This is a genomic window from Paludifilum halophilum, from assembly GCF_002245355.1.
GTDB classification, from domain to species: domain Bacteria; phylum Bacillota; class Bacilli; order Thermoactinomycetales; family DSM-45169; genus Paludifilum; species Paludifilum halophilum.
In genome coordinates, this window is record NZ_NOWF01000003.1 from 271,530 (window position 1) to 297,166 (window position 25,637).

A 25,637-nucleotide genomic window follows, 5' to 3' on the forward strand; every position below is an offset into this window, starting at 1 on the left:
GTCAAGGGAGTTAAAAGTCGATCAATTGGGAATTGTCATTGACAAGCCCTGCTGTAAAATACTATGATAGAGGTAATTTATCCCACGAGAAGAAACAACAAGAGAGGATGCTTTCCCTTGTCATTTCATATCAAACTGTACTTCCTATAAAAACGTTCAACTACCCGGAAAATAGTGAAAAGAAAGGATAACTGAATTGCTTAAACGATTGGGATTAACCATGATCGCTGTTGTTGCATTCTTTGCTGTGGTAATCACTCCACAGTCGGAAATTTTTGCAGAAGGTTGGCAATATGATTTTCAAACGGAGGATGGGAAATGGGATGGATATTTCGAGACTGCCTCCGGCTACAACAATGTGCAGATACAGCTTTTCTCCGTGAGTCCCGAGGTTAGTCCATCGAACTTAATGGTACGCCTATGTAACCGGTCCAGCGGCAACTGTACTTCCTATAAAACATTCGGCAATGGTTATCTCGCCCATTTTACGAATATGGTCTATCCAGCTAGTTTTAATGTGGATATTATCGACACCGTATCCGGCTCTGTAAAAGGAGGGATTCATATTTATACCTATTAAAGGGAAAATCGCTCTGACTAAGAAGAAATTTTTAACATCTACAAGAACGCGTATGCAACCAATCGACACTGTACTTCCTATAAGAATCCGTATCGATCCGGCGAAGCTCTTCACGTCAACTTTACGAATATGTATGCAGGTACTTACAATGTGATGTTAGAGATACGATCAGTGATTCCGTTAAAGGACAGCTTTATATTCAATCCAAATAGAAAATTTGCCGTTCTCTTTCACAAACATCCACACATCGACCGATGATAGACCACAAAAAAACCGGCTGTCCTCTATCGAGGGGTCAGCCGGTTTTTTGAGAATGTCAGGGAACCAACACACCCATTTCGTCGAGAGGCGTTAGGATCAAATCCGCCCGACCCACTACCCGGTCCATCGGAATCAAGCCGAGTTGCCGGCTGTCCAGGCTGTTGTTACGGTTGTCCCCCAGAACGAACAGGTGACCTTCCGTTACCTCCGTCCTCTCCAAAAATCCGCGGACCCGCTTGTCCAGATAAGGCTCGTCCAACCGTTCTCCATTGCGAAACACGTACCCGCTTTCAATGGAAACGACATCCCCGGGGAGACCGATCACCCGCTTGATCATGTTTCGGTTTTCATCCGTACGAAACACGATAATATCACCGTAGGAGGGCGTAGCAAAATAATAGGTCCACTTATTGACGATAATCCGTTCTTCCCCTTTCAGTGATGGAGACATCGATTGACCGTGTACCATATACGGGGAAAAAAGAAACATCTTGATCAAGATGACCAGCAACGCCAACCCGGCTAAGATTGAAAAACCTTTCGAAGGAAGAAACGTCCGCATGATTTTGCTCCCTTCGTCGATATAAACTCGCCATCGCCTCTCAAGAAATGGGAAAGGAAAAAAGGGATCTCCCAGGCATCCCAGCAATCTTTTTTATAACTTGTTTTCTTCCGAAGGTGACCGTATGTCGACTCCCGAGTAAGCACCTGGATTCAGCACACAAGGGAGCCATTCCGCGAGTCGCTATCCGGAGTGTCACTTTCTATCTGGAAGCGGTTCCTTGTTTAACGACAATCACACGGAGATTATAGCTTTTAATCCTTACCTCTTCTTTTTGAGTGACCCTAACCCTTTTATCCTTTGATTATACTCTTCAATCCATATAATGTCAATATAGGAAACATGTTAATCGTTGAAAATTTACCAATCCTTATAGCAGGTCCCCCGATCCTGATCAGAACGAAGAGGAAAGGCATTCATTCTGGATAAATTTGATGCATCCACCCTTTTTTAATATAATAATAGGGTGAAACGAGGTGTTATAGGAAATGGACTTTTTGGAGCAAATCATTTCCTGGGGAAATGATATTCTATGGTCCTATGTACTGATCATCGCCCTTATTGGTCTGGGGCTCTATTTTTCCTTTCGGACGGGATTCGTTCAATTCAGACTTATCGGAGAAATGATTCGTCTTCTGGGAGAGGGAGCCGGAGCCAAAAAGAAAGGCGTCTCCTCTTTCCAGGCGTTTTGCATCAGTACGGCCTCCCGGGTCGGTACCGGAAATCTGGCCGGGGTTGCTCTCGCCATCGCGGTTGGCGGTCCGGGAGCCGTTCTCTGGATGTGGCTGATCGCATTGATCGGTTCCGCCTCCGCCTTTGTAGAAAGCACTCTGGCTCAGATCTATAAAATCCGCGATGGGATCACTTTCCGCGGGGGCCCCGCCTATTACATGGAAAAGGCCCTCGGTCAACGCTGGATGGGGATTCTTTTTTCCATCCTGATCACTTTGTGCTTCGGCCTTGTGTTTAATTCCGTGCAGGCCAACACAATCACTCTTGCCTTTGAATCAGCCTACGGTGTCAATCGACTGATGCTGGGAATCATCCTGGCGGTTCTCTTCTCCATCATCATCTTCGGCGGAGTCACGCGGATCGCCCGCGTGGTTCAATGGATCGTCCCGGTGATGGCGGTGGGCTATGTCTTGATCGCCCTGTTTGTCATGATCAAAAACGTGACGATGATTCCCTCCGTCTTCTCCCTGATTTTCAGCGAAGCCTTCGGACCCGCCGCCTTCGGGGGTGGTGCCCTCGGCGCCGCTGTGATGGAAGGAATCAAACGGGGGCTCTTCTCCAATGAAGCAGGGATGGGAAGTGCTCCGAACGCAGCCGCTACAGCGGATGTCAGCCACCCGGCCAAACAGGGTTTGATTCAGGCCCTGGGGGTTTTCACCGACACGCTGATCATCTGTAGTTCCACAGCCTTTATCATCATCTTTTCGGGCAGTTACACCGATCAGAGCCTGGAAGGCATCCAGCTGACACAGGAAGCCCTCAGTACACAAATCGGTCCCTGGGCGACCAGCTTCGTCGCTATAGCGATTCTGCTCTTTGCTTTCAGCTCCCTGATCGGAAACTACTACTATGGGGAGACGAACATCGAGTTCATTAAGAACAGCCGATCCTGGATCATGATCTATCGCCTGGCGGTCATCGGCATGATCCTGTTCGGCGCCGTCGCCAAGATTCAGGTAGTATGGGATATGGCTGATCTCTTCATGGGCAGTATGGCCCTTGTCAACCTGATTGCAATCGCCCTGCTGGGTAAGATCGCCTTTGCGGCCCTCCAAGATTATATTCGCCAGCGAAAAGAAGGGAAAAACAACCCGGTCTTTACCCGAGACAGCATTCCCGGGCTAAAAAACACGGAGTGCTGGGATGGTGAAAGCTCTCAGGAATCTTCCACTGCCGCCAAATAATTTTCATTTACAAGGCTATCTTTAAAGAAGTCATTATCGAGATGTGAACTGGAATCTCTGTTCGGTGTACAACAGGGTTCCATTCACATCTCGTTTTTATAATAAAAAAACCCTTCAGCTTGTGACTGAAACGGAAGTCACTACTGAAGAGAAGGACCAACGTTTAAACTGGATAACTCCGTCCACTCGTATGGCTTCGTTCTTTCTTCTAATCCTTATGTTCTCTATCTTCTTGAACAACTTCTTGAAAATCGACCCAACCGTAATGGTAGACCCAAATCCCTATCTCTACGCGGGTTTGAACACCCCATTCTTCTCGAAAAGTTTCTTCGCCGCTTTTTCGTTGATCAAGGCGCCGGCACTTCCGCCATGAAAATCCGAGGATTGTAATGAATGTCCTTCCTTCACCCGACGGCCTTCACTCTTCAGAGTCTCATTGTTGTTGATTCCGGTAATGCTGGCTCCTTCGACACTCCGATCACGGTAGAAAAGATCGGCGGTTTCATGACTTGCAGTCATGACTGCCTCCACATCCGGCATATCCTCCAAGGCACGAATATCCTTGGGGGTAAAAAAGTCGGGAGGGATTTCCCCGTTATTTTCAGTGAATACCTGAGAGCTGGGAGAGATGGAGACGACAGGACCCGATCCTGTAAAGGACTCCGTCAGCTTCACTTCCCCACCCTGGCCGATCGCCACGATTACGATCACCGAGGAGACACCGATGATAATCCCCAACATGGTCAGGATCGAACGCATCTTGTGCGCCAGGATGGCGTCGAAGGCCATCTTGATATTTTCCCACACACTCACCGGCCAACCCTCCCCCGGTCACCCTCAATCTCTTGGATCTCCCCATCCCGCAAAAAGATCCGACGCTTGGCCCGAGCAGCGACTTTCGGATCATGAGTAATCATCACAATCGTACGCCCTTCTTCGTTCAACTCCCCAAACAGGTTTAAGATTTTCCATCCTGAGGCGGTATCCAATGCTCCCGTCGGCTCATCCGCCAACAGCAGATCGAGATGATTGACCAGAGATCGGGCGATAGCCACCCGTTGTTGTTGACCGCCGGAGAGCTCGGATGGCAGATGGTGTAGACGATATCGTGAAGACCCACTCTTTCCAGTGTACGTACAGCTTCCTTTCTCCGCTTTGCCGCCGGGGTTCCCGAGCAGATCAAAGGCAGTTTTACATTTTTCAGCGCATTCATCCGCGGGGTTGAAACACGAACCCGATGCATCGGTTACGGATTCTGGCCAACTAATAGGACGGCTACTACGGAGCCGACCATACCCATCGCCATCATCCATGACTCTGCTTCTCCCGAATCCACTCCCTCAGGTGTATCCATCTGTAATGAAACATCCTGGATACCGGCATATCCGCTGAGGCCTGACAAAACCATAGACAAAAAAACAACCGCCAAAAGCGGCTTCCACACCGGAGCGCTTTCCACGATTCGTTCAAACTGTCTGCCCGGTTCCACAATCATGCCGGACAGGGACGGCGGTTTTTTCCCCTCCCTGCGTTTGGGGTTCGTCACATGAGGATCCGTTTGCAAACCAATTACCTCCTAAAATCGGGCTAATCAACGCCTGGTAATGATCATGAAATATGGATAACCTACATCATTTTACTACCTGTGTTGCATCCCAATTACTTCACAATCATGAACAATTGGGAATGAAAAAAGCCGTCCCTTCATCGGGACAGCTTGCTGGTGTCTGGAAAGGTTCTGTCTATCCGTTTTCCTTTCTTTTCTCAGCTTCCTCCGGATATTCCTTCTCGAAATATTGGGCGGTCTCATAAAAAAACTGGCGTACCTCGTCCCCAAAGGACTGGTTCACGTAATAAAGGTCCTCATCCTGAAGCCAGTCAACGGTCATCGGGACCCCTTTTTCGGCGGCGGCATCATGGAGCTGTAAAAATGTTTCCCCGTCTTCGGCGAAAGATGTTTCCCACAACAGTTTTTCTCCATCCGCCAATTCTGTTTCAAAGACGAGGTACAGCTCATCGGCGCTCCATTTCGTCGACAGAAAAACCCGTTCCACATCGTTCCAAGGGACTCTTTCCCGGTCGCCCAAACCCCAAAAGCGGGAGTGAATCACTTCCTCTTTCGTATAGGTCGTATAGGAATCGGCAGCCAAGACCATGAGCGGGGTCAAGGCGAACAAAACGATCAGACAGACACCGAACAACCATCGCTTACGAGCGATCTCCAGCCAATTCCAATGCCTGGGTCGGAGAAAGTGCTGGATGATGGGAATGAGAAAAAGGGTATGAATCAGGCCAACCACGGCCACCCCATCACTCATCTCCGATTCGATTTCATTCTCAAAAGCATTTCCCATGATCCCGGCCAACAACCCGAGCCAAACCATAGATAGGAAGAAACCGAGTACACCGGCCACGATAAAACGCACAATGGATAAAAAGGACCAGGACTCCCCGCCTCTGGACAGTATTCGGTAACGAGCTTGCTCCTCTTCAGAGACAACACGACCGTCTTCCCGGATGATCACCGGCGCCTTCGAAGACCTTCCCAGGAAATAATAGTACAACCCCCGATTCTTCCGGCGATAAGGCCAACCTTCTCTCCATTCTTCGTCCGGGTATTCCCGTCGGACGGTCCGTTCCACCTCTTCCGGTAATACCTGTCGTCCCAGCCACGTCCAATTCAATCGAACAACTCCTTTCTCTATTTGTCCATCAAGAGCTTCTCCTGTTTACCGCGATACCGGTCGAAATACCGGGTAAACTCGGAATCGCCGGAATAGGTGAGCACCAGGTATTCCTTGGCCCGGGTCATGGCGATGTAAAGCAAAGACACCTCCCGCTCTTGATTCTCCTCCACCGGCAGCGGAAGGCGGTCGACGTTGACCACAAACACCGCTTGATAATCCAAACCCTTACTGGAGTCGATAGTACTGATCTTGACAGTGCTCTCCTCCGGGCGGAAATTTCGTTTGGTCTGTTCGTTTTCCGCGATCCAGGAATAGGGAATCCCCCGCCCGGCCAACGCCTTTCGGATGGCATCGATTGTCCGGATGTTGCCGAACTGTTTCACCCGGTAGAGAATTAATATTTCCGACAGCGGAATGCGTTGTTCCCGGCGCAGAGTATGTATTTTTCCCGCCACATAATCCATTTCTCCTTGCAATGTGGTAAAACGGCGAACCTCGGGCACAGGCCCCTTGCGCGGCGAACTCTGAGGGGAAATAATCTCGATCTCCCCTTGATCCTTCGCTGTCGTCTTCTCCCCTACATCAGTATGGGCCTGATAAAAATTCCAGGAGAAGTCGACAATCGGGGCGGTATTCCGGTAATTGACAGTCAGGATCCTGGACCGGCCCCGGAAGTCAAGCCCGGTGTCTTGGCGGTAACTTCTTTTTCGGGCATAGATGTTTTGTGCGCGATCCTCTACGATCAGGAAGGATTGGGTATCGGGATTCAACAGCTTGCTGGCCAACCCCAGCCATTCCGGCTTAAAATCCTGCCCCTCGTCAATCAAGATCGCGTCATAGGTCGGACACGTCTTCAGCTTCTCCGGATGAGCGAGCATTTCGGGAATGCGACTTTCCCGCATCCGTAAATCGCGGCGTAACCATTCGTGAAAATAGCGGACTCGAATGGAATCAGCGGCGACACCATTGATCGCAGTCTCCGATTGTTGAAACTTGCTGTCGATCATCCGGCGAATGCCGCGGGAAAGCGAAATATTGAAACAGAGAACGAGAATGTTCCACCCAGGATGAGCCTTGGCCAATAAACGGGCCCGGCTCGCCAGGATCAAGGTTTTACCGCTGCCCGCCACTCCCCGGATCAAACGGTGCTTGTCCCCGATCTGCTTGGCCAAATTCTCCTGATGCAGATCCATCGTTTCCAGATCGTCCAACGACAACAGAATATATTCCTGAAAAGGAACCTTTTTTACCGTCGCTCCGATTCGCACTTCCGGAAAGAGATGAAATCGGATGCGCTGAATATCCAGCGCACTCAGGTGCCTCTCCATCGGAAAAGAGACCGTAAACATCTCCTTCAACTTTTTTCGGAGTAAAATAGCGGAGAATCGTTCATTTTCGGGATCGATTTCTTCCCGGGTTAAAACCAGCTTCGGATCGAGGACCGCGTATAGTCCTTCCTCCGCCAGCTGGGCCTTGGTCAATCGGGTCAATACTGTCCCATACCCGTAAGGGAATTTCAGACGCATCTTATGCTTCCCCTCGGTTTGAACCAGGCCGAGATCCCTTCGAAGCAAATCCGCGATCCGAAAGGCGTAATCCCGGGCTTGTTTGAGCGGGCTGGTCACTGTCTCCATCTTTCCCGAGGAAGTTCTCAGGGTCCATTGATCAGGGTTGATCCGGTCCAATGTCTTTCGGGTATAATCCTTCACCTCCAGCACAACCACTCCCAGATCCGGACCGATGACGACAAAATCCGGACGCCACCCCCTGATATCCGGTTCATAATAAACGATATACTCTTCCGGCAAATACGATTTCAGTGTACGGAAAAGCAACTGCTCTCCCGCCGTTGCCTCCTTTTTCATTCTTTCGGGAATGACATGGGCCATGAAATCGGTGTTCCTCCTTTGGTCCGCTTCGACAAGGGGTTTATACCGGTTCAACTGTTTTATAAATATTATTATTTTAACATATTCTACTACCATGAATGAAACGGTAGAAGCGTTGTATCTGAGTGCATTCTCGGTGGGACGGGGTAGGGTTTTATACTCTGTTTTCGTTGTTCCTATGAGCCGAAAACACTCCGTGGAACCCAACCCTCCCGAAAGGGGTGTTTTTTCATCTGGCCCATCTGTCTCCCTATCGAAGGATTGGCATGGTATACTCAGAAAATGGGGATTTCCCTGAACCATCAAAATCGGAGGCGATAAGATGAAAACCATCTCCCGTAATCAAACCATCACGGATTTCGGACCTTCCCATCCACCCGTGGAAACGGTTGACCCGGGGGAGTCCGTATGGGTACAAACCCACGATTGTTACGGCGGACGTATCCGAACCGAGAAAGACCTCCGACCCAACATCCGAATCCCTGTGATTAACCCCTCCACCGGCCCGATTGCCGTCAAGGGAGTCTCCACGGGGGATGTAATCCGGGTTCGAATCGAAGAGATCCGCCTGGATCATCAGGGAATCATGGTCACGGCTCCGGGATTGGGTCCCTTGGGAGACAACATTCGTGAGGCCGACACCAAGGTAATTCCGATCTGGGACGGGATGGCCCATTTCAGCGAATCGATCCGGTTTCCCGTTCGCCCGATGATCGGTGTGATCGGAGTTGCTCCGGCGGATCGGAAAATCAGCGCGGAAGCTCCCGGTACCCACGGGGGCAATATGGATACAAAGGCGATCACCTCCGGCAGCAGTGTCTATTTCCCGGTCTTCGTCCACGGAGCCAACCTCGCCTTGGGAGACCTGCATGCGGCTATGGGGGACGGCGAAATGAGCGGGACAGGGATTGAGATCGCCGGCAACGTCCGTCTGAGCATTTCCAAGGTAAAAAACTTCCCCTTGTCCATGCCTCTGGTGGAAACCGATGAAGAATACATGGTAATCGCCAGCGGTGAAACCTTCGAAAAAGCGATTCGGGTAGGAATCGAACAGTCTGTCTCCTTGTTGAAGGAATTTCTGGGACTCTCTTTTCCGGACGCTTACTGTTTATTAAGTGCCACCTGCGATTTACGCGTCAGTCAAATCGTCAACCCGCTGCTCACCGTCCGAGTCGCCATTCCGAAATCTCTGATCGAATAAAAAAACCGCCTCCCCGGTATTCGCAGGGAAGGCGGTTATACAGTCCGTTATTCGAATGGATGGATCGCTTATCCCTCCAGCATCAACAGCTCCGGGTCCTCCAGCAGCTCTTTGATCTTGACCAGGAATCGGACGGCTTCACTTCCGTCGACAATCCGGTGGTCATAGGAAAGAGCGATATACATCATCGGACGGTTTTCCATCCGATCGCCATCGACAGCGACAGGGCGTTTTTGGATGCTGTGCATCCCCAGAATCCCGACTTGGGGAGTATTCAGGATCGGTGTGGACAACAGAGAGCCGAAAATGCCGCCGTTGGTAATGGAAAAGGTTCCCCCTTGCAAATCATCCAGGGTGAGGGCATTCGTGCGGGCTTTTTCCGCCAGGGAAGCAATGTCTTGTTCAATCTCGGCAAAGCTCAAGCGGTCCGCATTCCGCACTACGGGGACGACAAGACCTTCCTCTGCGGCCACGGCGATGCCGATATCATAGTACTTTTTCAGCAGCATTTCATCTCCCTGGATTTCGGCATTGAGCCGCGGAAATTCTTTCAGGGCCCCGACCACTGCTTTGGTGAAGAAGGACATGAAACCCAGTCCGATATCATGTTTCTCTTTAAAGGCTTCTTTGCGGCGACGGCGGAGATCCATGACCGCCGACATATCCACTTCGTTGAACGTCGTCAGCATCGCCGCATTCTGTTGAGCCTGAACCAGCCGGTTCGCGATGGTTTGGCGACGCCGCGACATCCGTTGGCGTTCCACCGGTCGGTCGGCCTCTCCGGTCGGCTGAACCGGCTCTTTCCGCCCGGTTTGTTGCTTCCCGGGAGACTCCTCGGTTGCAGGCCGGGACGGTTGGGCGGGATGGTTTTTGACATCCTCCACCGTGACCCGCCCCATCGGATCCCGTGTCTGTATGCGATTCAAATCCAGCCCGCGTTCCCGGGCCAGTTTTCTGGCGGCGGGAGAAGCAACCGGCGGAACCTCCTTGTGAGGGGCTTCTTTCTCCGTCTGCGGTTGCTCCGCCGCTTCCCCGGCGGCTTTTTCCGTCCGCTCCCGGGACTCATTCCCTTCCGGTTCCGGAGCTCCGCTGTCTTTGGTGCCTTCCTCGGCACCCTCCTTCAGCAGGGCGATCACTTCTCCTACTTCCACGGAATCCCCCGGTTGTTTTAATACCTCCGCCAAAACCCCGGTATTCTCCGCTTGGATTTCCAGGTTCACCTTATCGGTTTCCAGTTCGAGCAGGACCTCTCCTTCTGTGACGGAATCCCCTTCGTCTTTCGACCAACTGGAAATCGTTCCTTCCGTAATGGACTCCGCCAATTCCGGCACTTTTACTTCAATCACGTCTGTTCCCCTCCCGCATTGGAAATGATCATATTCGGATGAAAATCCTCAATCAAGGGCGTCCAAGGGCGTCGCTTAAAATACGCTTTTGTTCGATATTGTGCACATCGGGCATACCCTCTGCTGGACTGGACCGTTCCGGACGTCCGATATAGTCTACGGCCACTCCTTCGGGAGCCAGGGCTTTGATTTTCGGCTCCATGTACGTCCAGGCACCCATATTCTGCGGCTCCTCCTGAACCCACACGATTTCCTTCAAGTTTTTATAGCGCCGGATCATCTTCCTAATTTCCTCCTCCGGAAACGGATACAACTGTTCCACTCGGAGAAGGTGCAACCGGTCCCGCTTGCTATCGCTGGCGGATTCCAGCTCGCTTTCCAGATCGATCGCCACTTTTCCGCTGCAGAGGATCAATCGCGTCACCCGATCCGCCGTTTGTCCCAGTCCTGTTTGTTCCAACACGGTCTGAAATCCGCCGTTTTCAAAATCGGATCCGGGGGACAGGGTGCGTCTGTTACGGATCAGGCTTTTCGGGGACATGATGATCAGGGGCCGGGATTCTTTTTTCCCGCCCAAGGCCGCTTGTCGACGCAGGATATGGAAATACTGGGCTGCATTGGTCAAGTTGGCTACAGTCCAGTTATTCTCCGCCGCCGATTGTAAAAATCGTTCCAGGCGGGCACTGGAATGCTCGGGGCCCTGCCCTTCATATCCGTGAGGCAATAAGAGAACCAGACTGGATTTCTGCGCCCATTTGGCACGGCCCGCGGCGAGGAATTGATCGATAATCACCTGCCCCGCGTTGGCGAAGTCACCATACTGCGCTTCCCAAATCACGAGTGTTTCGGGAGCAAAGACATCGTACCCATATTCAAATCCCAGGACGGAGGCTTCTGAGAGCGGACTGTTATGAAGCGAAAAAGAAGCCCGAGCCTGAGGAAGGGTGTGTAAGGGAGAATGTGTTGTTCCGGTTTCAGGATCATGCAACATGAGATGGCGATGGGCGAAGGTTCCCCGTTCCGAATCCTGTCCGGTCATACGGATCGGTGTTCCGTCCTTCAGGATGGTGGCGAAAGACAACGTCTCCGCCAAAGCCCAATCCACCTTGCCCTCTTTCTTCAACAGATCGGCCCGACGATTCAATACCCGCTCCAATTTGGGATAAACCGTGAAATTCTCCGGCCATTTCAACAGATCGTCATTAATCTCATGAAGGGTTTCGACGGAAACACCGGTGTCCACCTGCGGCAACTCTTGCGCCGGTTCCAGTGGAGGTACTGATTCTTCCGCCTCATTTCCGTTCTCTTTGATTTTTTTATACGCCTGCTGCAACCTTTGCTGGACGGTTTTTTCCATCGCCTCAACTTCCTCCGAGGTTGCCGCCCCTTCTCTCTGTAAGGTTTCGGCGTACAAACCGCGTGCACTCGGGCGCTTGTTAATCCTGGCATATAGTTGAGGTTGGGTCGCTGACGGATCGTCCATCTCATTGTGTCCGAAACGGCGATACCCGATTAAATCGATCAGAAAATCCTTTTGAAAACGGGAACGGTAAGCATAAGCCAGATTGACGGCGGCCAAGCAAGCTTCCGGATCGTCGGCGTTTACGTGTACGATCGGAATCTCGTAACCTTTGGCCAGATCGCTGGCGTACCGGGTAGAACGGGCATCCGCGCTTTCCGTGGTGAATCCAAGGAGGTTGTTGGCGATGATATGAATGGTTCCTCCGGTATGGTAAGCATTCAACCGGTTGAAATTGAGCGTTTCCGCAACGATCCCCTCCCCGGGGAAAGCGGCATCCCCGTGGACAAGAACGGCCAGTGCCCTGGAAACATCCTGTCTCGCAAAACCGGGTCGGTCGCGATTTTCCTGAGCGGCACGGGTGGATCCTTCCACAACGGGATTGACAAACTCCAGGTGACTCGGATTGTTAGCCAGGTGGATCCGGGCTTGAACCGCCTTCCCTTCATCCAGGGACCGGTCCGCACCCAAATGATATTTCACATCCCCCGTCCAGCCGTAGTTAATCCCCATCGAGCCCTCCGAAGGAACCAGATCCTTATCAGGAGCGTGATGAAACTCTGAAAAGATCGTCTCGTAGGGTTTCCCCAAAATATGAGCCAAAACATTGAGCCGACCGCGGTGAGCCATTCCGATATTCACATCGCGAACGCCGTCATGAACCGATTGATAGATGATGTCATCGATCAGCGGAACCAGAACATCAAGACCCTCGACCGAAAACCGTTTCTGCCCCACAAATGTGCGGTGCAAAAACTTCTCAAAAGTTTCTACCTCTGTCAACCGTTTCAGCAGATCTACCTTTTTTTCTTTGGACAAGGGACGATGGATCATATCGGATTCCACCATCCGATTCAGCCAGTTCCTCTCTTCCACATCGTGCACATGACTAAATTCGTAAGCCAGCGATTGGGTATATATTTTCTTCAATCGGCAGATGACATCCCAACCGGTTTGAAGATCTCCAGTCGCCTCCGGCCAAACGATATCGGCCGGCAGCCTTTTCAGATCCTCTTCCGTCAAATCGTAAGCTTCCGGTTGAATCAGGCGGGTATCCGAATCGGATCGTCCCCGCAAGGGGTCGATGTCTGCCACCAAATGACCGTACGTCCGGATATTTTCCGCCAATTTCTCCGCTGCAACGGCTTTTTGCATCGCCGTTTTGTCACCCGAAAAGCCGGAAGCCTCCGCCGGAGGTCGAACCACCGAATCCGTTGAAACAGGCGGAGGGCCCCATCGGTCAAAAAGATCCCTTAGCGTTTCATCGACAGCACCCGGGTCCTTGCGGTACTGTTCATAGCATTGATTGATATAGCCGAGATTGGGACCGTAAAACCGAAGCCACGGATTGGTAGGGCCCCCGTTCTCTGTCGCCATGATGCGATACCTCCACTGCTGTATTTATCATATGTTTTCCTTCCCCAAACCCATGGTAAACCCGGGATGGAGGGAGATCCCAAGAGCGGATCAGTCCTTCTTTAGGGTAACACCCTTCGTCAAGGCTGGCCAGACTAAATTACGGGTTTTTATGAAGTATACACAACTGGCACAAAAAACCGGAGACCGTGCCGGTCGGTCTCCGGTTTTGCCCCGGGGGGAACATTCGTGGAACCTCTCAGTACGACTCTGAGTATTCTCCGGTAATTTTTCGGACCAATCGCTTGACGGCATCCCGACTCAGTTTGGTTTTACCGGCTTCTAGTGCACGGAGGGTCCCGTGAGCGAGAGTAAGAGGGATCTTACAGAAATCGAGAATCGGCTTGGATTCAATGCGATTCGTGTAATCATCAGCCATCGCCAAATTCCGCCGGGCATATGAAAACATCTCTTCCCATTCCCATCCATCGGGAAAGAAATCCACGCCACGGGCAAGGTCTTCCTTTCGATTTCGAACAATATTCACCGCTTGCAGTCCACGACCGTAGCCGACGGCCAATTGGCGATCCGCTTTTGTCCCGTCATACCACTCCCAAAGGTCGTTGAGCAACAAACCGACCAACCCCGCCACGTAAAACGTATATTGGTCCAAATCCTCTTCGGTATGGATGTTCCATCCCTTAGAAACCCAATCAGCCATCCCTTTGGCCATCGTCGCTGTCTTCTCATAGACTATCGATTGAACCGATGGAGGGGCCAGCCCGGCCCATTCACCCATGCGCAGGGTGACTTCCGGCAGGACCGATTGATGCGAATCGAACGCGGTCCTCAACTCCATATCCCCGCCGGATTTTTCCAGGATTGCACCGACCGAGCGCAATAGATCGACTTTCGCTTCCGACGAAAGCCGGGGATGATCCTCAATCTCGTCAATCGCCCTCATACAAAGATATGAAGATGCGACAGCCTCTTTCAAACCTGCCGGCAGGCGATTGATCGGGATGAAGAAGGTCCGGCTGGTCGCTCGCAGCATGTCCATCGCCTCTTGATTGAATTCCATCTGTTTACCCATCCGGAGCTGAGCCTCCATTTGATTGATTTTGCAGTGATACCCTTATTTGCACCCACATAGGGAAAAAGCCCTTAAATCCCTATCTCGTCAAATGAGCCGAGCTTTCCATCCGTGCAAAAGAGTTTTCTGTAACCACTATACCATTCTTTACGACATTCCTGTAATCTCATGCAACTCATTCATTTTAAGAAATGGTTTTTCCGAATTGGATCGCAAAAAAACCAGACGATTTTCACCGAGATTCATGGTATAAAAAGAAAACGACCGAACGTAAGCTGGGAGGAAACCAACATCCATGAACCGTTCCATTCCATTGCCTCAAGCGATCGCTTTGTATATAGCGGCGATTCTGGGCTCGGGTATTCTATTTCTGTCGGCGAGTACAGCATCTGTAGCAGGACCTGCTTCCATTGTTTCTTGGGCGGTTATGATTGCCTTCAGTTTTCCTTTAGCCTATACATTTGCGGCTTTATCCCGCTCTTATCCGGATGCGGGGGGCGCGGCCACTTTTGTTCGCATGGCTTTCGGTGAACATCCGGGAAACCTCGTCGGCTGGTTTTATTTCATCACGGCGGCGGTTGGCCAAGTGATCGTATCATTGACCGGAGCCAGTTATATCGGGATACCTTTGCAGTGGTCTCCCTTTCAGATCGGAGGGCTGGCGTGTATGATGTTGTTCATCGGAGGGGTATCCAACCACTACGGAGTCCGAGTAAGCGGAAGACTTTCTCTCATTCTAAGCACATTGCTGCTGGTTCTGTTGTTGGTGACGATGGCAGTTACGTTGCCCTTTGTTCAATGGGAGCATTTCAAGCCGTTTGCACCCGAAGGTTGGTATCCGGTCGGAACGGCTGTGGTCATGATTTTTTGGTCTTTTTTCGGCTGGGAGGCGATATGCAGTTTAGCCCATCGATTTCATCATCCCGAAAAAAATCTGGTCCGCAGTGCCCTGATCAGTGCCTTTATTATCGGCGTCGTCTTTTTATTGCTCAGTTTTATAACCATAGGCAGCGGAACGTATGGCAATCTGGAAAGTGATTCGTCACCGATCGGTATCATGATGAACCGGTCGCTGGGGTTCGGTGCGCAGTTCATAACCGCCCTGTTGGCATTCATCATATGTACGGGAACAGTGAATGCCTTCGTTGCCAGCCTGGCACAACTGGGCTACGCTTTAAGCCGGGATCAAGCCTTTCCGTCTTGTTTTTATTACTTAAACCCTCGTACAGACACCCCCACTCGGATCGTTTGGCTCGTCATCCTCTTTGCCTCGTCGGGGGTGATCTTTACTGCGGGACTCGGAATCCATTTCACCCAACTGTTATTTATTCCAAACTCCTTGGGGATCGTGGTGTATGTCCTTTCCATGATGGCCGCTCTCCGCCTTTACAAAAAGGGATCTCCCGCTTGGCTCAGCGCTTTGATTTCCCTGATCATACTCGGAGTACTGGTTCCTTTCCTCGGATTGCACCTCATCGTACCGATTTTGGTCAGTGGCCTGTATTTCTTGTATAAAAAAATACACAGGATCAGGACGCTGTTTGACTCATAGCTCTGAGTGTGAAGTGCCTCTGTTTCCGACAAAGGAGGGGCCGGTTTTTCACGGAGCGCCATCATCTGCCGATGCGAAGCGAAGGGGAAAACCGGGCCCGACCGCCCTCATGACCAAAAAACAGAACCAAGTTGCCTGAAAGGGCAGAAGATCCAACAAAGCCATAGGCTAAACCCGGGAGGTGAAACAAATGAAATACCCACTGGAAAAGTTATGGGAGGCAGTGGTTCAATGCAACAAAACATATGACGGAATCTTTTATTATGCTGTAAAGACCACAGGTATCTTTTGCCGCCCCTCATGTAAATCAAAAACCCCGAGGAAAGAAAATGTGGAATTCTTTTTTCAGATAAAGGACGCGGTTCGTTCCGAGTATCGACCCTGCAAAAGATGCCGTCCAGATCGGTACCAACCGACCTACCATCCCAATGAAAAAATCGCCCGCGATATAAAGAGAATTCTGGAAAACGAATATGATCAGTCGTGGACCTTGCACAAGCTTTCCAAACGGGTAGGAATCAGTGCTTATCATTTGCAACGGTTGTTCAAAAATCGTACGGGACGAAGTCCACGACAGTACCTCAACCAAGTCCGAATCCGGCAAGCAAAGCAACTGCTTTTGGAAGGAAAACAAAACAACCTGGAAATTTGTTTTGCAGTCGGATTTCATGATCCCAACCAATTTTATACCGCTTTTCGAAAAGAAACGGGGGCTTCGCCGTTGGCTTTTAAGCGTACCGCAAAAGAGTTGGCAAAAAGGTAAGGATGAAGACGATGACAGCCGGCAGTTGTCCTTCGGGCCTGCAGAACCCCTTCTGCCTTCCGGACAATCTTTCAAGCACCGCCTCCTGTTTGCTTTTTTCTCCCAGGATCCCTTATGAACCTTCTGTCGCTTTGTAATTGAAAAGAGCCCGGTTACCGGGCTTTTTGCAGATCAATGTATACGAATGATGATGTACCCTCCGAAACTTCATCAGCGGCTTGATTGAGCGGATGGATCCCCCGATGGTGAATGTTTGACATAGCCGAACCGTGTTATTTCGTCCAACAGAAATGTGCCGCGCCGACCAAAAAGAGACAAGTGATGCAACGTGCGAGTCATGGCGACATAAAGAAGCTTCAAATCCAGTTCATCAGTTGTATAAGTCTCATCTAAATTGATGAGGATGACCATGTCAAAATTCCAATCCCTTGGCGATGTATGAGGGCACGATGAGGAGGTCCGCATCCTCAAACGAATCATTCCCATTAAACAATTGAACCTTTAAATGGGTTTCTTTAGTCAATAACTGGTGAATACTTTTGCATTCACGGAGAGAGCGGCCAATGATCGCTATCGATTGATATCCCTTGTTTTTACCGACGCGAATCTCCTCCAGCAGGGGCTGGATCAAGTCCTGTTTCTTCTCAAATTCGTACAAGCGAGGGATGTCACCATGACGGACGACAGGCTCCGCTTCCGTAATACCGGCCTGATCTAATTGCCGGATCACCTGGTTAGCGGCATTCATGATTTCTACGGTCGTCCGGTAGCTCTTCTTCAGGGTCAGGATTTGTGCCTCCGGCGCAGGCAATGCTTCCAAGATTTCTTTCCAGTCGTTTGTACCCCGATAGCTGTGAATTCCCTGGGCGACATCCCCCAGGATGGTGAACAGAGGGTTATGAAGAGCCTCGCTCAGAGCGGCGATTTGAAACGGACTGAAGTCCTGCGCTTCGTCAATGACCACGTGTTTGATGGATTGTTGCTTTGGAAACCCGAACAATCGATGCTTCAACTGGAGAAGGGCGGCGGTATCTTCTATCTCCAGCCGCTTCCGATCCAAATATCCACCGGTTTCTTTACAGAGAAGGTCGACATCTTCCTTGGAATCGAAAAAAGACGCGAGATGATCGGGCTGATTCACAAAAGCGCGATAATGGGCAAACACATCCTGTTTTTCAAACTGGGCCATATATTGTTTGACCCGAACCTTGGAATCCTGTTCGATCCGTTTCAGCGTCTTTTCTTTTTTATCCATCAAGCGAACAACCGTTTCCCGTCGTTTCTCGGGGTCCCGGATCTGTGTCAAAGCTCTTTCGATACGATCCTCATAGAAAGAGGCGGCTTCCTTCAAGATTTCTTTGCTTCGCCGCTTGATCTCTTTCGTAAGAAGTTGACGGATCTTTTCCAGCCTTTGATAAACCGGCAGATACTTATAATCGACGATGAGCCAGTGTGCGATTTCTTCATGGCTGCAGATCACATATTTACTCAACTTGAGATCCTTTTCCGGAATGAGACTTTCGACCACTCGATCGACGTAAGTATCGATTGCCTGCTTATAACGGAGAGACCCTTTCATTCGGGAGATGCGCATCTGCTGGCCTTTATCTTCAGTTGATGCAGCTCCATCGATAAAATTTCTTTTCCGGATCCGATAGCCGGTGTTTTTTTCCCGCCATTTCCCGAAAAAAGTCGGTAAAAGTGGTCTGCCGGACTTTCTGAACCCCCAACTCCGGTAAAACATTGGAGATGTATCCCAAAAACAGACGGTTAGGAGCCAGAATCATCATTTCCTCCGGATCGAATTGGCCTGCCCGTTGATAGAGATAGTAGGCGATCCGATGAAGTGCAATGGTAGTCTTTCCGCTTCCCGCTGCCCCTTGGACAATCAAGGATCGATGAAAATCCGCCCGGATGACTTGATTTTGTTCCGCCTGGATCGTGGCTACAATTTCATTGAGCCGATGATCGGCACTTCGATGGAGGGATGCCTGCAAGAGCTCATCCCGTGAAGTGGCATCGACATCCTGAAATTCTTTCAGGGTGCCGTCCTCAATGATGTATTGGCGTTTCAAGGACAGATTTCCACGAATATGATCCGTTTCCGACCGGTAAGTGACCTCTCCCAGACGCCCTTCGTAGTACAGGTTTGCAATCGGCGAACGCCAATCCACAATAACAGGCCGCTGATCATCGTGTCGGTACAGAGAGGTTTTTCCGATATAGAACTTCTCCGGCTGACCACTTCCTTCCGGCTGAAAATCGATGCGGCTGAAATAAGGTTTGTCGCGGATCGCCGCCAGTTGTTCCAGATCCCGGTCGGTGATATCGAGAAATTTGGCATTTACCAAGATATTGATGTAACTTTGACTGCTGTCCAGAAAATCGAGTTCTTCCATGGCTTGTTTGATATTCCGTTGATACACGGTACGGTTTTTCCCGGAGCTATCAAGTACCGCTTCGATGTATCGCTGAGTGGCTTTTAGGCGCTTTTGCTCGGAGATGTATTCGGGATGGGAAAACCCGGACATCCTCATTCCTCCATTCCTATGATCAGTCGGACTGTTTGGCAAATGTCAGCTCCCGGTTCTGCTGAATAAAATGCTCCATGAAAAACTCGGAATCAAACAGCACCAACAACTGTTCTTCGTCATCCTTGACACACAGAGTTCGTCTCCCTTGTTGAAGACGGGCGGGGTTTTCGACTGCACCCTTGACCCAGCGGGCGAAACGAAACGGAAGGCGTTCGAAGATGAGATCGACGCCGTACTCACTCTTCATCCGATGGTCAAACACTTCAAATTGAAGCTCCCCGACCGCACCAATGATGATTTCCTCCGGCCCGGAGAGGAAGGTCCGATATTTTTGGATAGCGCCTTCCTCGACCAATTGCTCTAATCCTTTTTGGTATTGCTTATAACGCATGGCGTTTTTGTTTGTGATTTTGGCGAAATGCTCCGGCGGAAACTTGGGGAGCGGTTCAAATTGAAAAGATCCTTTCTCGCAGAGGGTATCCCCCACCCGGAACTGTCCGGGATCAAACAGACCCACGATATCTCCGGTGTAGGCTTCTTCCACGATGGAACGGTCCCGCGCCATGAATTGCTGGGGTTGTGCCAGTTTCAAGTTTTTACCCGTCCGAACGTGTCGAACGTTCATCCCACGTTCAAACTTTCCGGAGCAAATGCGAAGGAAGGCGACGCGGTCCCGGTGGGCGGGATTCATATTGGCTTGGATTTTGAACACGAAGCCGGAAAAATCCGGCTGCTCGGGTTGAATCAGCCCTTGGTCGCTTTCCCGTGGAGAAGGAGATGGAGCCAATCCCAGAAAATCCTCGAGAAACGCTTCCACTCCAAAGTTGGTAACGGCACTGCCGAAAAAAACCGGGGTCAACTCACCGTTTCGAATTTTTTCAAAGTCGTAGGGATCACCGGCGATATCCAGTAATGCGATCTCCTCCGATAGCTGATCGGCGAGGAGATCCCCGACCTCTTCCCGGATCAGAGGGTCGTCCGGCCCCTCCACATCCAACTGCCTCGCATCCTTCTGGCGGTCGAATCGTTCAAGACGGGAACGATGACGGTTGTAAATTCCACAGAACTCTGAACCGATACCTACCGGCCAATTCATGGGGTGGGAACGCATTCCGAGGACAGACTCAATTTCTTCCAGAAGATCGAAAGGGTCTTTTCCGTGACGATCCATTTTGTTGATAAAGGTAAAGACCGGGATCCCCCGCTTGGCACAGACTTCGAAAAGCTTGATCGTCTGGGGTTCCACTCCCTTGGCACAATCAATCAACATAACGGCACTGTCCGCTGCAGCCAGCGTTCGATAGGTATCTTCGCTGAAATCCTGGTGCCCCGGCGTGTCCAGAATATTGACATGATACCCTCGGTAAGTGAACTCCAGAACACTAGAGGTAACAGAAATCCCCCGCTGCTTCTCGAGATCCATCCAGTCCGAAGCGGCGTGTTTTTTGGCCTTTCTGCCTTTCACGGAGCCAGCTTCCCGGATGGCCCCCCCGAATAAAAGAAGTTTCTCGGTAAGTGTGGTCTTACCAGCATCCGGGTGAGAAATAATAGCAAAGGTTCGTCGGCGCGAAACCTCGGTTTGCAATTCATCCTTCATCACGACATATCCTTTCCATCCGATCATTTTCCTTTAGACTATAACATATGTGAATAAATTTGATACTAACTATTTATATTCAATTATAAAAGAATGGGTTTGAGTTATATTGTTTCGTATGCTATAGTATTCTGGAAAACCAGTAAAGGAGGCTTCCGATGGACCAGGAAGTCCTTACCGTGGCACAGGTGGCCAAATACTTACAGATTAGCGAAATGACCACATACAAGCTGGTACAGGAAGGAACCATCCCGGCCTTTAAAATCGGACGGCATTGGCGGGTAAAGAAAGAAGATTTAACGGAATTCATCGAAAAGCGAAAAAGAGGGGAGCCCATTTAGTTAAAGCGGTGAATCATTTTGTTGGAATGGAAAAGAAAACGTATGATACCTAAGAGGATCAAGCCGACCAACGGGAAGCGGCTGGGGTATCCTGCCCGGAATGATTTTTCTGCTAACGCTCCGGATACGGGATTGCCGCATAAGTCGGATCGGTTTGACTCCTTGGGACGATCGACTGTTTAGCGGCATTTACACGATATTCAGACCCCAGTCGGTACGCTGGTGCTGTCTGCCCCCTTTTGCAAGGGACAGGGAAAACCGTGTAAATGCCCTTTTTTATATGGAACACCTAGAAGCGTTGTGATTTTAGCACATCCTTGGTGGGTCGGGGTGGGGTTCCACACTCCCGAAAACGGGCTTTTTCACAACGCTTCTAGTGAAAGATGGATGACATTCTAACTGGGTGAGTGCGGACCCCTCCATCCCGATACGAATATATCCGCTAACCAACGGAGGTGATACCAATGACCAAACGTGTCTCGATTTTTCCCTTGGGCGGGATGGATGAAATCGGGAAGAACATGTATGTCATCGAGTATGAAAATGAGATGGTAGTCATCGATTGCGGTCGGAAATTTGCTGATGAAGAGCACCCCGGAGTGGACTCCCTGATCCCCGACATCCGCTATCTCATGGAGAATAAAGAAAAGGTGAAGGGAATCTTTATAACCCATGGCCATGAAGATCATATCGGGGCCCTCCCCTATGTGTTGCCCCGGTTGAATGTACCGGTGTACGGGGCACCTTTGACCATCGGCTTGGTAAGGTCAACTCTTCAGGAATTCAGGTTATTGCGGGGTGCACAGCTGAAAGAGGTGAATGAACGGTCCTACTTTCGCTTTGATTGCTTGTCCGTCTCCTTTTTCCGCACCACACACAGCATTCCCGACTCTCTCGGAATCGTAGTCCATACTCCGGAAGGGGCGGTGGTGCACACGGGTGACTTTAAATTTGACCTCACTCCCGTAGGCCCAACCCTGGATTTTTCCGATATCGTCAAAGTTGGCAAACGGGGGGTTTTAGCTCTTTTATCCGACAGCACCAATAGCGAACGGACCGGCTCCACCCCTTCCGAAGAAACGGTGGGCACGTCCATCGAGAAACTGTTCCGCAAGACGAGGGGACGAATCTTTTTTTCCACCTTCGCTTCAAATGTGTACCGCCTGCAACAGGTCGTGGAAACGGCTCACCTTTACGGCAGGAAGTTGGCCATTCTGGGCTTCAGCATGGAAAAAGCGTTTCGGATCAGCGAATCCCTGGGCCATTTGAAAATCCCTGAAAACCTGATCATCGACGCGAAAGATCTCCCCAAGTACAAAGCGGAGAAAGTAGTGGTCCTGTGTACCGGAAGCCAGGGGGAGCCCCGGGCAGCCCTCTCTCGCATCGCAACCGGAGCCCATCCGACGATACAGGTTCAGCCGGGAGATACAGTCATCCTTTCGTCTTCTCCAATCCCGGGAAATACCCGTCGCATCTACAAGACGATTAACCGGTTGTTCCGTGCTGGCGCCGAGGTCATCCACGGATCTCAAGTGGACATTCACGCCTCTGGTCACGGAAGCCAGCATGATCAGCAGATGATGCTCCGCCTGATCCGGCCGAGGTATTTTATTCCCATCCACGGAGAGTATCGCATGCTTGTCACCCATGCGAAACTGGCTGAACAAACCGGCGTAAAACCCGAAAATATCTTTATTCTGGATAACGGGGAAACCGTGCATTTGACTCGCAGGAAAGGAATCAAAAAGGGTCGGGTCCCCACCGATCTAACGGTGGTGGACAAAAATGGCATCGAAGAGAATTTTAGTGTAGTGCTCCAGGACCGCAAACGACTCTCGGAAAACGGATTGGTGATGGTCGTATTGGCGGTGAATCGAAAAACACTCGAAGTGAAAGCTGGGCCCGATATCATTACCCGGGGATTTGTCTATGTGAGGGAGTCGGAAGAGCTGATTCAGGCGATGAAACGCGAAGTTCAGCAACTGTTAAACGAGCTCCGTCAAAATAACGGGAAGGAACCTATGCAATGGAAAGCAGAAATAATTTGGCATCTGAACCGATTCCTGTCGAAAAAAATACAGCGACATCCGCTGATTTTCCCTGTCATCTCCTATCTTTAATCCGGATGAAAGGAGAGAGTCCTTGGCTAAACCGTATTTAATCAGCGCCTCTGCTTTGATCATCGCCAAGCTTCAGGCGATGCGTTTGAATCTGAAGGATCACGAATGGATCTACCTTCCTTATGATCATGAAAAGGAACGCAAACAAAGGATCAAACATTTGTATTACACTCCGGAAGAAGTCGAGGAAAAACTATATGGTCCATTTACAAAAGAAGAATATCATTACCTGACCCGGAATCGATCAACCTTTCCGAAAAAGTAATCGAATCCATACCCCTGCAATGGTTTAATTGTAAACCGGCTGCAACGGTGATCCGTTGCAGCCGATATGGATATGAATAAACCCGTGAATGGCCATTCCCAGGTAAGCTGTAAAGGTCCGAGTAAATGGTCAATAAAAAGGAATCTCCTCATAGTCGATATTCGAAATCAAGTTTTCAATGGAGCGGACCCGGTCTTTGCTTAACCTTTTCATGAATTCAATATAATGGATTTTCCATTCAGAGTCGGCCTCCATCCCTTCAAAAATGATGGTTTCAAGATTCAGGAAACCGTTCCGCAACTCCTCATAAAACACGATTTTCGCAAATATGGCCAGTTCCATGTCGCCAAATGTCGCAAACAGCGCTTCATACTCGTCTCCGAACAGACAATGGGAGTCCAGCAAGTCCAGATAATCATGTAACGAAAAAAAATGGGATCTGATGAGTTGAACTTTCTCTTCTTTTTTTTCACACCGCATGATGTCTTCGACTAATAAACGCAAGCGGACATCACTCATTCTGTCCGCTTCTTTGAATAACAACACAATGGATTTCGGCTTTTCTTTTTTCTTCGTGATGATGACGGTTTCCAGACTGTCATGGGCGGCGGCATTCACGATACGCTGTACAAGGTCGTCTCTGCATCGGTTCATATAATTCGTCAGCAGAGGATCCGTGTTTAAATCGCGCTGTAATCGGTTCATCGCTTCATGAATGGAGGAACGGATCTCAGAGGCCTTTGAATGGGTGAACAAACGCTTCAACCGGTTGAACTGATGGGCGGAAATCTTGATCTGATTCGCATCCCCGCCTGACAGAACCGAAAACACCGCATGGTTCAGAACCAACCCAAAGATGTTGAACAATTCGATCCGGTAATCAAATCTGCAGGTCTTTCCATAGTCCGATAAAAGCTCCAGCAGGTCCTCTTGGGAAAACAAACGGCAAAATTGTGTCTCCATGCGGAGTCGCTCCAGGTATTGCTTGATGTAGAAAACACCCTGGAGACGCATGTCATCAATCGCTAGAGGATAATCGATACTAGCCATCGTATTGTGGGCATCGAAAAGGATCCCATATTTTTTTATAAACACAGGCAGTGATTCATCAATCGTCGTGTTATAGGCGTCCACCGGGACATCCAATTTATTTTTTTTGATTTCTTTGTAGAGCCGTTTGGTTTCATCGAAGCATTGGCTGACCCGATTGATCCCTTTTTCATACACTTCTCTCACATCAGCGCTTTTTAATTCCATAACAGCTGTATCCGGCTGTTCAAAGCTGAACGTATAAGCATCTATCGCGTACATGATCGAGGCCATGATCCCCTCCGCGGTTTCAGAGGCGACGGAGGAACTTTCTCCTTGCGTGTACCGACCGATCAATTCCCGCAGGACGAGCATCCATCCATGTTGTATGTGGTAAACCTCTTGATCGCTCAACATCCCCGTGCGCAGTCCTTCACTCAAAAGGGAAACGGTATATGAATTGCGTCTCAGATTGGCTTTTTTTATTTTGCTCCGCGCAGCCAATCCCGAGACATTTTTTAAACCCTTCGATTCCAATGCTACTCATCCCCTTCGAACAAAGACTCCCTGAGCAGTGCTTCTCTCCTGACATCTTCAGCGAATCCTTCCAGCTTGCTTTTTAAAAGGTCCAAAGAACCCGCACACTCATTGTCAAAGGAATCCTTCATGATTTGAATCAGCTTAAAGTCGCCGATTTGATCCTGCGTTTCGTTTCTTAAATAATAAAAGATCTCGTGCAACTCATTTAACGTGGATGCATAATTGTCAGCATTGATATAAGGGGATGTGCAAAAAACCTCCATTAACTCTTTCGTTACCTCGATGCCCAGTTCCACTCGCCCATAATCATGAAGCACTTTGTTTCTGACGGCTACCATGTTTTGTACTTGATCGGGAGTTAAGGTCAAGCCAAACTCCTTCGTCTTATGATTCATCTCAAGTAATTCCGCCACAACCTTTTCCTGAACCGAAATATTTATCGAGTTAAATATCTGGGATAAAAACATGCAGCTTCCTTCCCCCTTC

The 25,637-nt window shown here is 50.0% G+C and carries 23 protein-coding genes; 8 read left to right on the forward strand and 15 right to left on the reverse strand.

The annotated features are described in order from the left end of the window. Positions 1 to 196: 196 nt before the first annotated feature. The gene (locus tag CHM34_RS06515) at positions 197 to 580 is read left to right on the forward strand and encodes a hypothetical protein (protein WP_094263780.1); all 384 of its coding nucleotides are present in this window, start codon (positions 197 to 199) and stop codon (positions 578 to 580) included. Between the two features lie 316 nt (positions 581 to 896). Here the strand turns inward: CHM34_RS06515 and lepB are convergent, their stop codons facing one another. Further along, positions 897 to 1,403, reverse strand: a complete 507-nt coding sequence (gene lepB / locus CHM34_RS06520) for a signal peptidase I (RefSeq protein ID WP_094263781.1) — start codon at positions 1,401 to 1,403, stop codon at positions 897 to 899. Between the two features lie 488 nt (positions 1,404 to 1,891). Here lepB and CHM34_RS06525 point away from each other — a divergent pair, with 488 nt between their 5' ends. Then, complete coding sequence (locus CHM34_RS06525; RefSeq protein ID WP_094263782.1) at positions 1,892 to 3,319, forward strand: alanine/glycine:cation symporter family protein; 1,428 nt, start codon at positions 1,892 to 1,894, stop codon at positions 3,317 to 3,319. Positions 3,320 to 3,607: 288 nt separating this feature from the next. Here CHM34_RS06525 and CHM34_RS06530 read toward each other — a convergent pair whose 3' ends face one another. The 5 genes from CHM34_RS06530 to CHM34_RS06550 form a co-directional block, all read right to left on the reverse strand. Then, positions 3,608 to 4,132 carry an ABC transporter permease gene (locus CHM34_RS06530; protein ID WP_094263783.1) on the reverse strand — a complete coding sequence of 175 codons (525 nt, stop codon included), beginning with the start codon at positions 4,130 to 4,132 and terminating at the stop codon, positions 3,608 to 3,610. Further along, positions 4,129 to 4,374 (reverse strand): hypothetical protein, encoded by a 246-nt coding sequence (locus CHM34_RS20065; RefSeq protein WP_338048645.1) that lies wholly within the window; start codon positions 4,372 to 4,374, stop codon positions 4,129 to 4,131. Before CHM34_RS20065 ends, CHM34_RS06530 begins: the two co-directional genes overlap by 4 nt. 191 nt (positions 4,375 to 4,565) lie before the next feature. Beyond that, positions 4,566 to 4,883: a Yip1 family protein gene (locus CHM34_RS06540; RefSeq protein WP_094263784.1), complete on the reverse strand. Its 318-nt coding sequence runs from the start codon at positions 4,881 to 4,883 to the stop codon at positions 4,566 to 4,568. A 178-nt stretch (positions 4,884 to 5,061) separates the two neighbouring features. Next, the gene (locus CHM34_RS06545; RefSeq protein WP_094263785.1) at positions 5,062 to 6,003 is read right to left on the reverse strand and encodes a hypothetical protein; all 942 of its coding nucleotides are present in this window, start codon (positions 6,001 to 6,003) and stop codon (positions 5,062 to 5,064) included. Positions 6,004 to 6,020: 17 nt separating this feature from the next. Then, positions 6,021 to 7,895, reverse strand: coding sequence for a 3'-5' exonuclease (locus CHM34_RS06550; protein WP_094263786.1), 1,875 nt, complete (start codon positions 7,893 to 7,895; stop codon positions 6,021 to 6,023). Positions 7,896 to 8,217: 322 nt separating this feature from the next. Between CHM34_RS06550 and CHM34_RS06555 the strand changes: the two genes are divergently transcribed. Continuing rightward, entirely contained in the window at positions 8,218 to 9,096 is an 879-nt protein-coding gene (locus CHM34_RS06555; RefSeq protein WP_094263787.1) for an acetamidase/formamidase family protein, read from the forward strand. A 68-nt stretch (positions 9,097 to 9,164) separates the two neighbouring features. Here the strand turns inward: CHM34_RS06555 and odhB are convergent, their stop codons facing one another. From odhB to CHM34_RS06570, 3 genes are all read right to left on the reverse strand, one after another. Further along, positions 9,165 to 10,442, reverse strand: coding sequence for a 2-oxoglutarate dehydrogenase complex dihydrolipoyllysine-residue succinyltransferase (odhB, locus tag CHM34_RS06560; protein WP_094263788.1), 1,278 nt, complete (start codon positions 10,440 to 10,442; stop codon positions 9,165 to 9,167). A 52-nt stretch (positions 10,443 to 10,494) separates the two neighbouring features. Next, the gene (locus CHM34_RS06565) at positions 10,495 to 13,338 is read right to left on the reverse strand and encodes a 2-oxoglutarate dehydrogenase E1 component (RefSeq protein ID WP_094263789.1); all 2,844 of its coding nucleotides are present in this window, start codon (positions 13,336 to 13,338) and stop codon (positions 10,495 to 10,497) included. Between the two features lie 238 nt (positions 13,339 to 13,576). Then, positions 13,577 to 14,410, reverse strand: a complete 834-nt coding sequence (locus CHM34_RS06570; RefSeq protein ID WP_240511909.1) for a squalene/phytoene synthase family protein — start codon at positions 14,408 to 14,410, stop codon at positions 13,577 to 13,579. 295 nt (positions 14,411 to 14,705) lie between these two features. Here CHM34_RS06570 and CHM34_RS06575 point away from each other — a divergent pair, with 295 nt between their 5' ends. After that, positions 14,706 to 15,962 (forward strand): APC family permease, encoded by a 1,257-nt coding sequence (locus CHM34_RS06575; protein ID WP_094263790.1) that lies wholly within the window; start codon positions 14,706 to 14,708, stop codon positions 15,960 to 15,962. Positions 15,963 to 16,152: 190 nt separating this feature from the next. Beyond that, complete coding sequence (locus CHM34_RS06580; RefSeq protein ID WP_094263791.1) at positions 16,153 to 16,725, forward strand: bifunctional transcriptional activator/DNA repair enzyme AdaA; 573 nt, start codon at positions 16,153 to 16,155, stop codon at positions 16,723 to 16,725. A gap of 210 nt (positions 16,726 to 16,935) precedes the next feature. Here CHM34_RS06580 and CHM34_RS20155 read toward each other — a convergent pair whose 3' ends face one another. Genes CHM34_RS20155 through CHM34_RS06595 form a run of 4 tightly spaced genes read right to left on the reverse strand, consistent with a single transcriptional unit; the run spans position 16,936 to position 20,856 of the window. Further along, positions 16,936 to 17,211 (reverse strand): ATP-binding domain-containing protein, encoded by a 276-nt coding sequence (locus tag CHM34_RS20155; RefSeq protein ID WP_141201646.1) that lies wholly within the window; start codon positions 17,209 to 17,211, stop codon positions 16,936 to 16,938. Beyond that, entirely contained in the window at positions 17,138 to 18,319 is a 1,182-nt protein-coding gene (locus tag CHM34_RS06585) for a UvrD-helicase domain-containing protein (protein WP_094263792.1), read from the reverse strand. Before CHM34_RS06585 ends, CHM34_RS20155 begins: the two co-directional genes overlap by 74 nt. Positions 18,320 to 18,335: 16 nt before the next feature. Next, positions 18,336 to 19,256, reverse strand: coding sequence for a UvrD-helicase domain-containing protein (locus CHM34_RS06590; protein ID WP_094263793.1), 921 nt, complete (start codon positions 19,254 to 19,256; stop codon positions 18,336 to 18,338). A gap of 22 nt (positions 19,257 to 19,278) precedes the next feature. Next, positions 19,279 to 20,856 (reverse strand): peptide chain release factor 3, encoded by a 1,578-nt coding sequence (locus CHM34_RS06595; RefSeq protein WP_094263925.1) that lies wholly within the window; start codon positions 20,854 to 20,856, stop codon positions 19,279 to 19,281. A gap of 158 nt (positions 20,857 to 21,014) precedes the next feature. Between CHM34_RS06595 and CHM34_RS06600 the strand changes: the two genes are divergently transcribed. The 3 genes from CHM34_RS06600 to CHM34_RS06610 all read left to right on the forward strand — a co-directional run bounded on the left by CHM34_RS06600 (position 21,015) and on the right by CHM34_RS06610 (position 23,582). Then, positions 21,015 to 21,197, forward strand: a complete 183-nt coding sequence (locus CHM34_RS06600; RefSeq protein WP_094263794.1) for a helix-turn-helix domain-containing protein — start codon at positions 21,015 to 21,017, stop codon at positions 21,195 to 21,197. Between the two features lie 464 nt (positions 21,198 to 21,661). Further along, positions 21,662 to 23,317: a ribonuclease J gene (locus CHM34_RS06605; protein ID WP_094263795.1), complete on the forward strand. Its 1,656-nt coding sequence runs from the start codon at positions 21,662 to 21,664 to the stop codon at positions 23,315 to 23,317. 22 nt (positions 23,318 to 23,339) lie between these two features. After that, positions 23,340 to 23,582 (forward strand): hypothetical protein, encoded by a 243-nt coding sequence (locus CHM34_RS06610; protein ID WP_094263796.1) that lies wholly within the window; start codon positions 23,340 to 23,342, stop codon positions 23,580 to 23,582. A 129-nt stretch (positions 23,583 to 23,711) separates the two neighbouring features. Here CHM34_RS06610 and CHM34_RS06615 read toward each other — a convergent pair whose 3' ends face one another. Together CHM34_RS06615 and CHM34_RS06620 are read right to left on the reverse strand one after the other, a co-directional pair. Next, entirely contained in the window at positions 23,712 to 25,148 is a 1,437-nt protein-coding gene (locus tag CHM34_RS06615) for a DUF6179 domain-containing protein (protein ID WP_094263797.1), read from the reverse strand. A gap of 2 nt (positions 25,149 to 25,150) precedes the next feature. Beyond that, positions 25,151 to 25,564: a DUF6323 family protein gene (locus CHM34_RS06620; protein ID WP_240511910.1), complete on the reverse strand. Its 414-nt coding sequence runs from the start codon at positions 25,562 to 25,564 to the stop codon at positions 25,151 to 25,153. Positions 25,565 to 25,637: the final 73 nt, after the last annotated feature.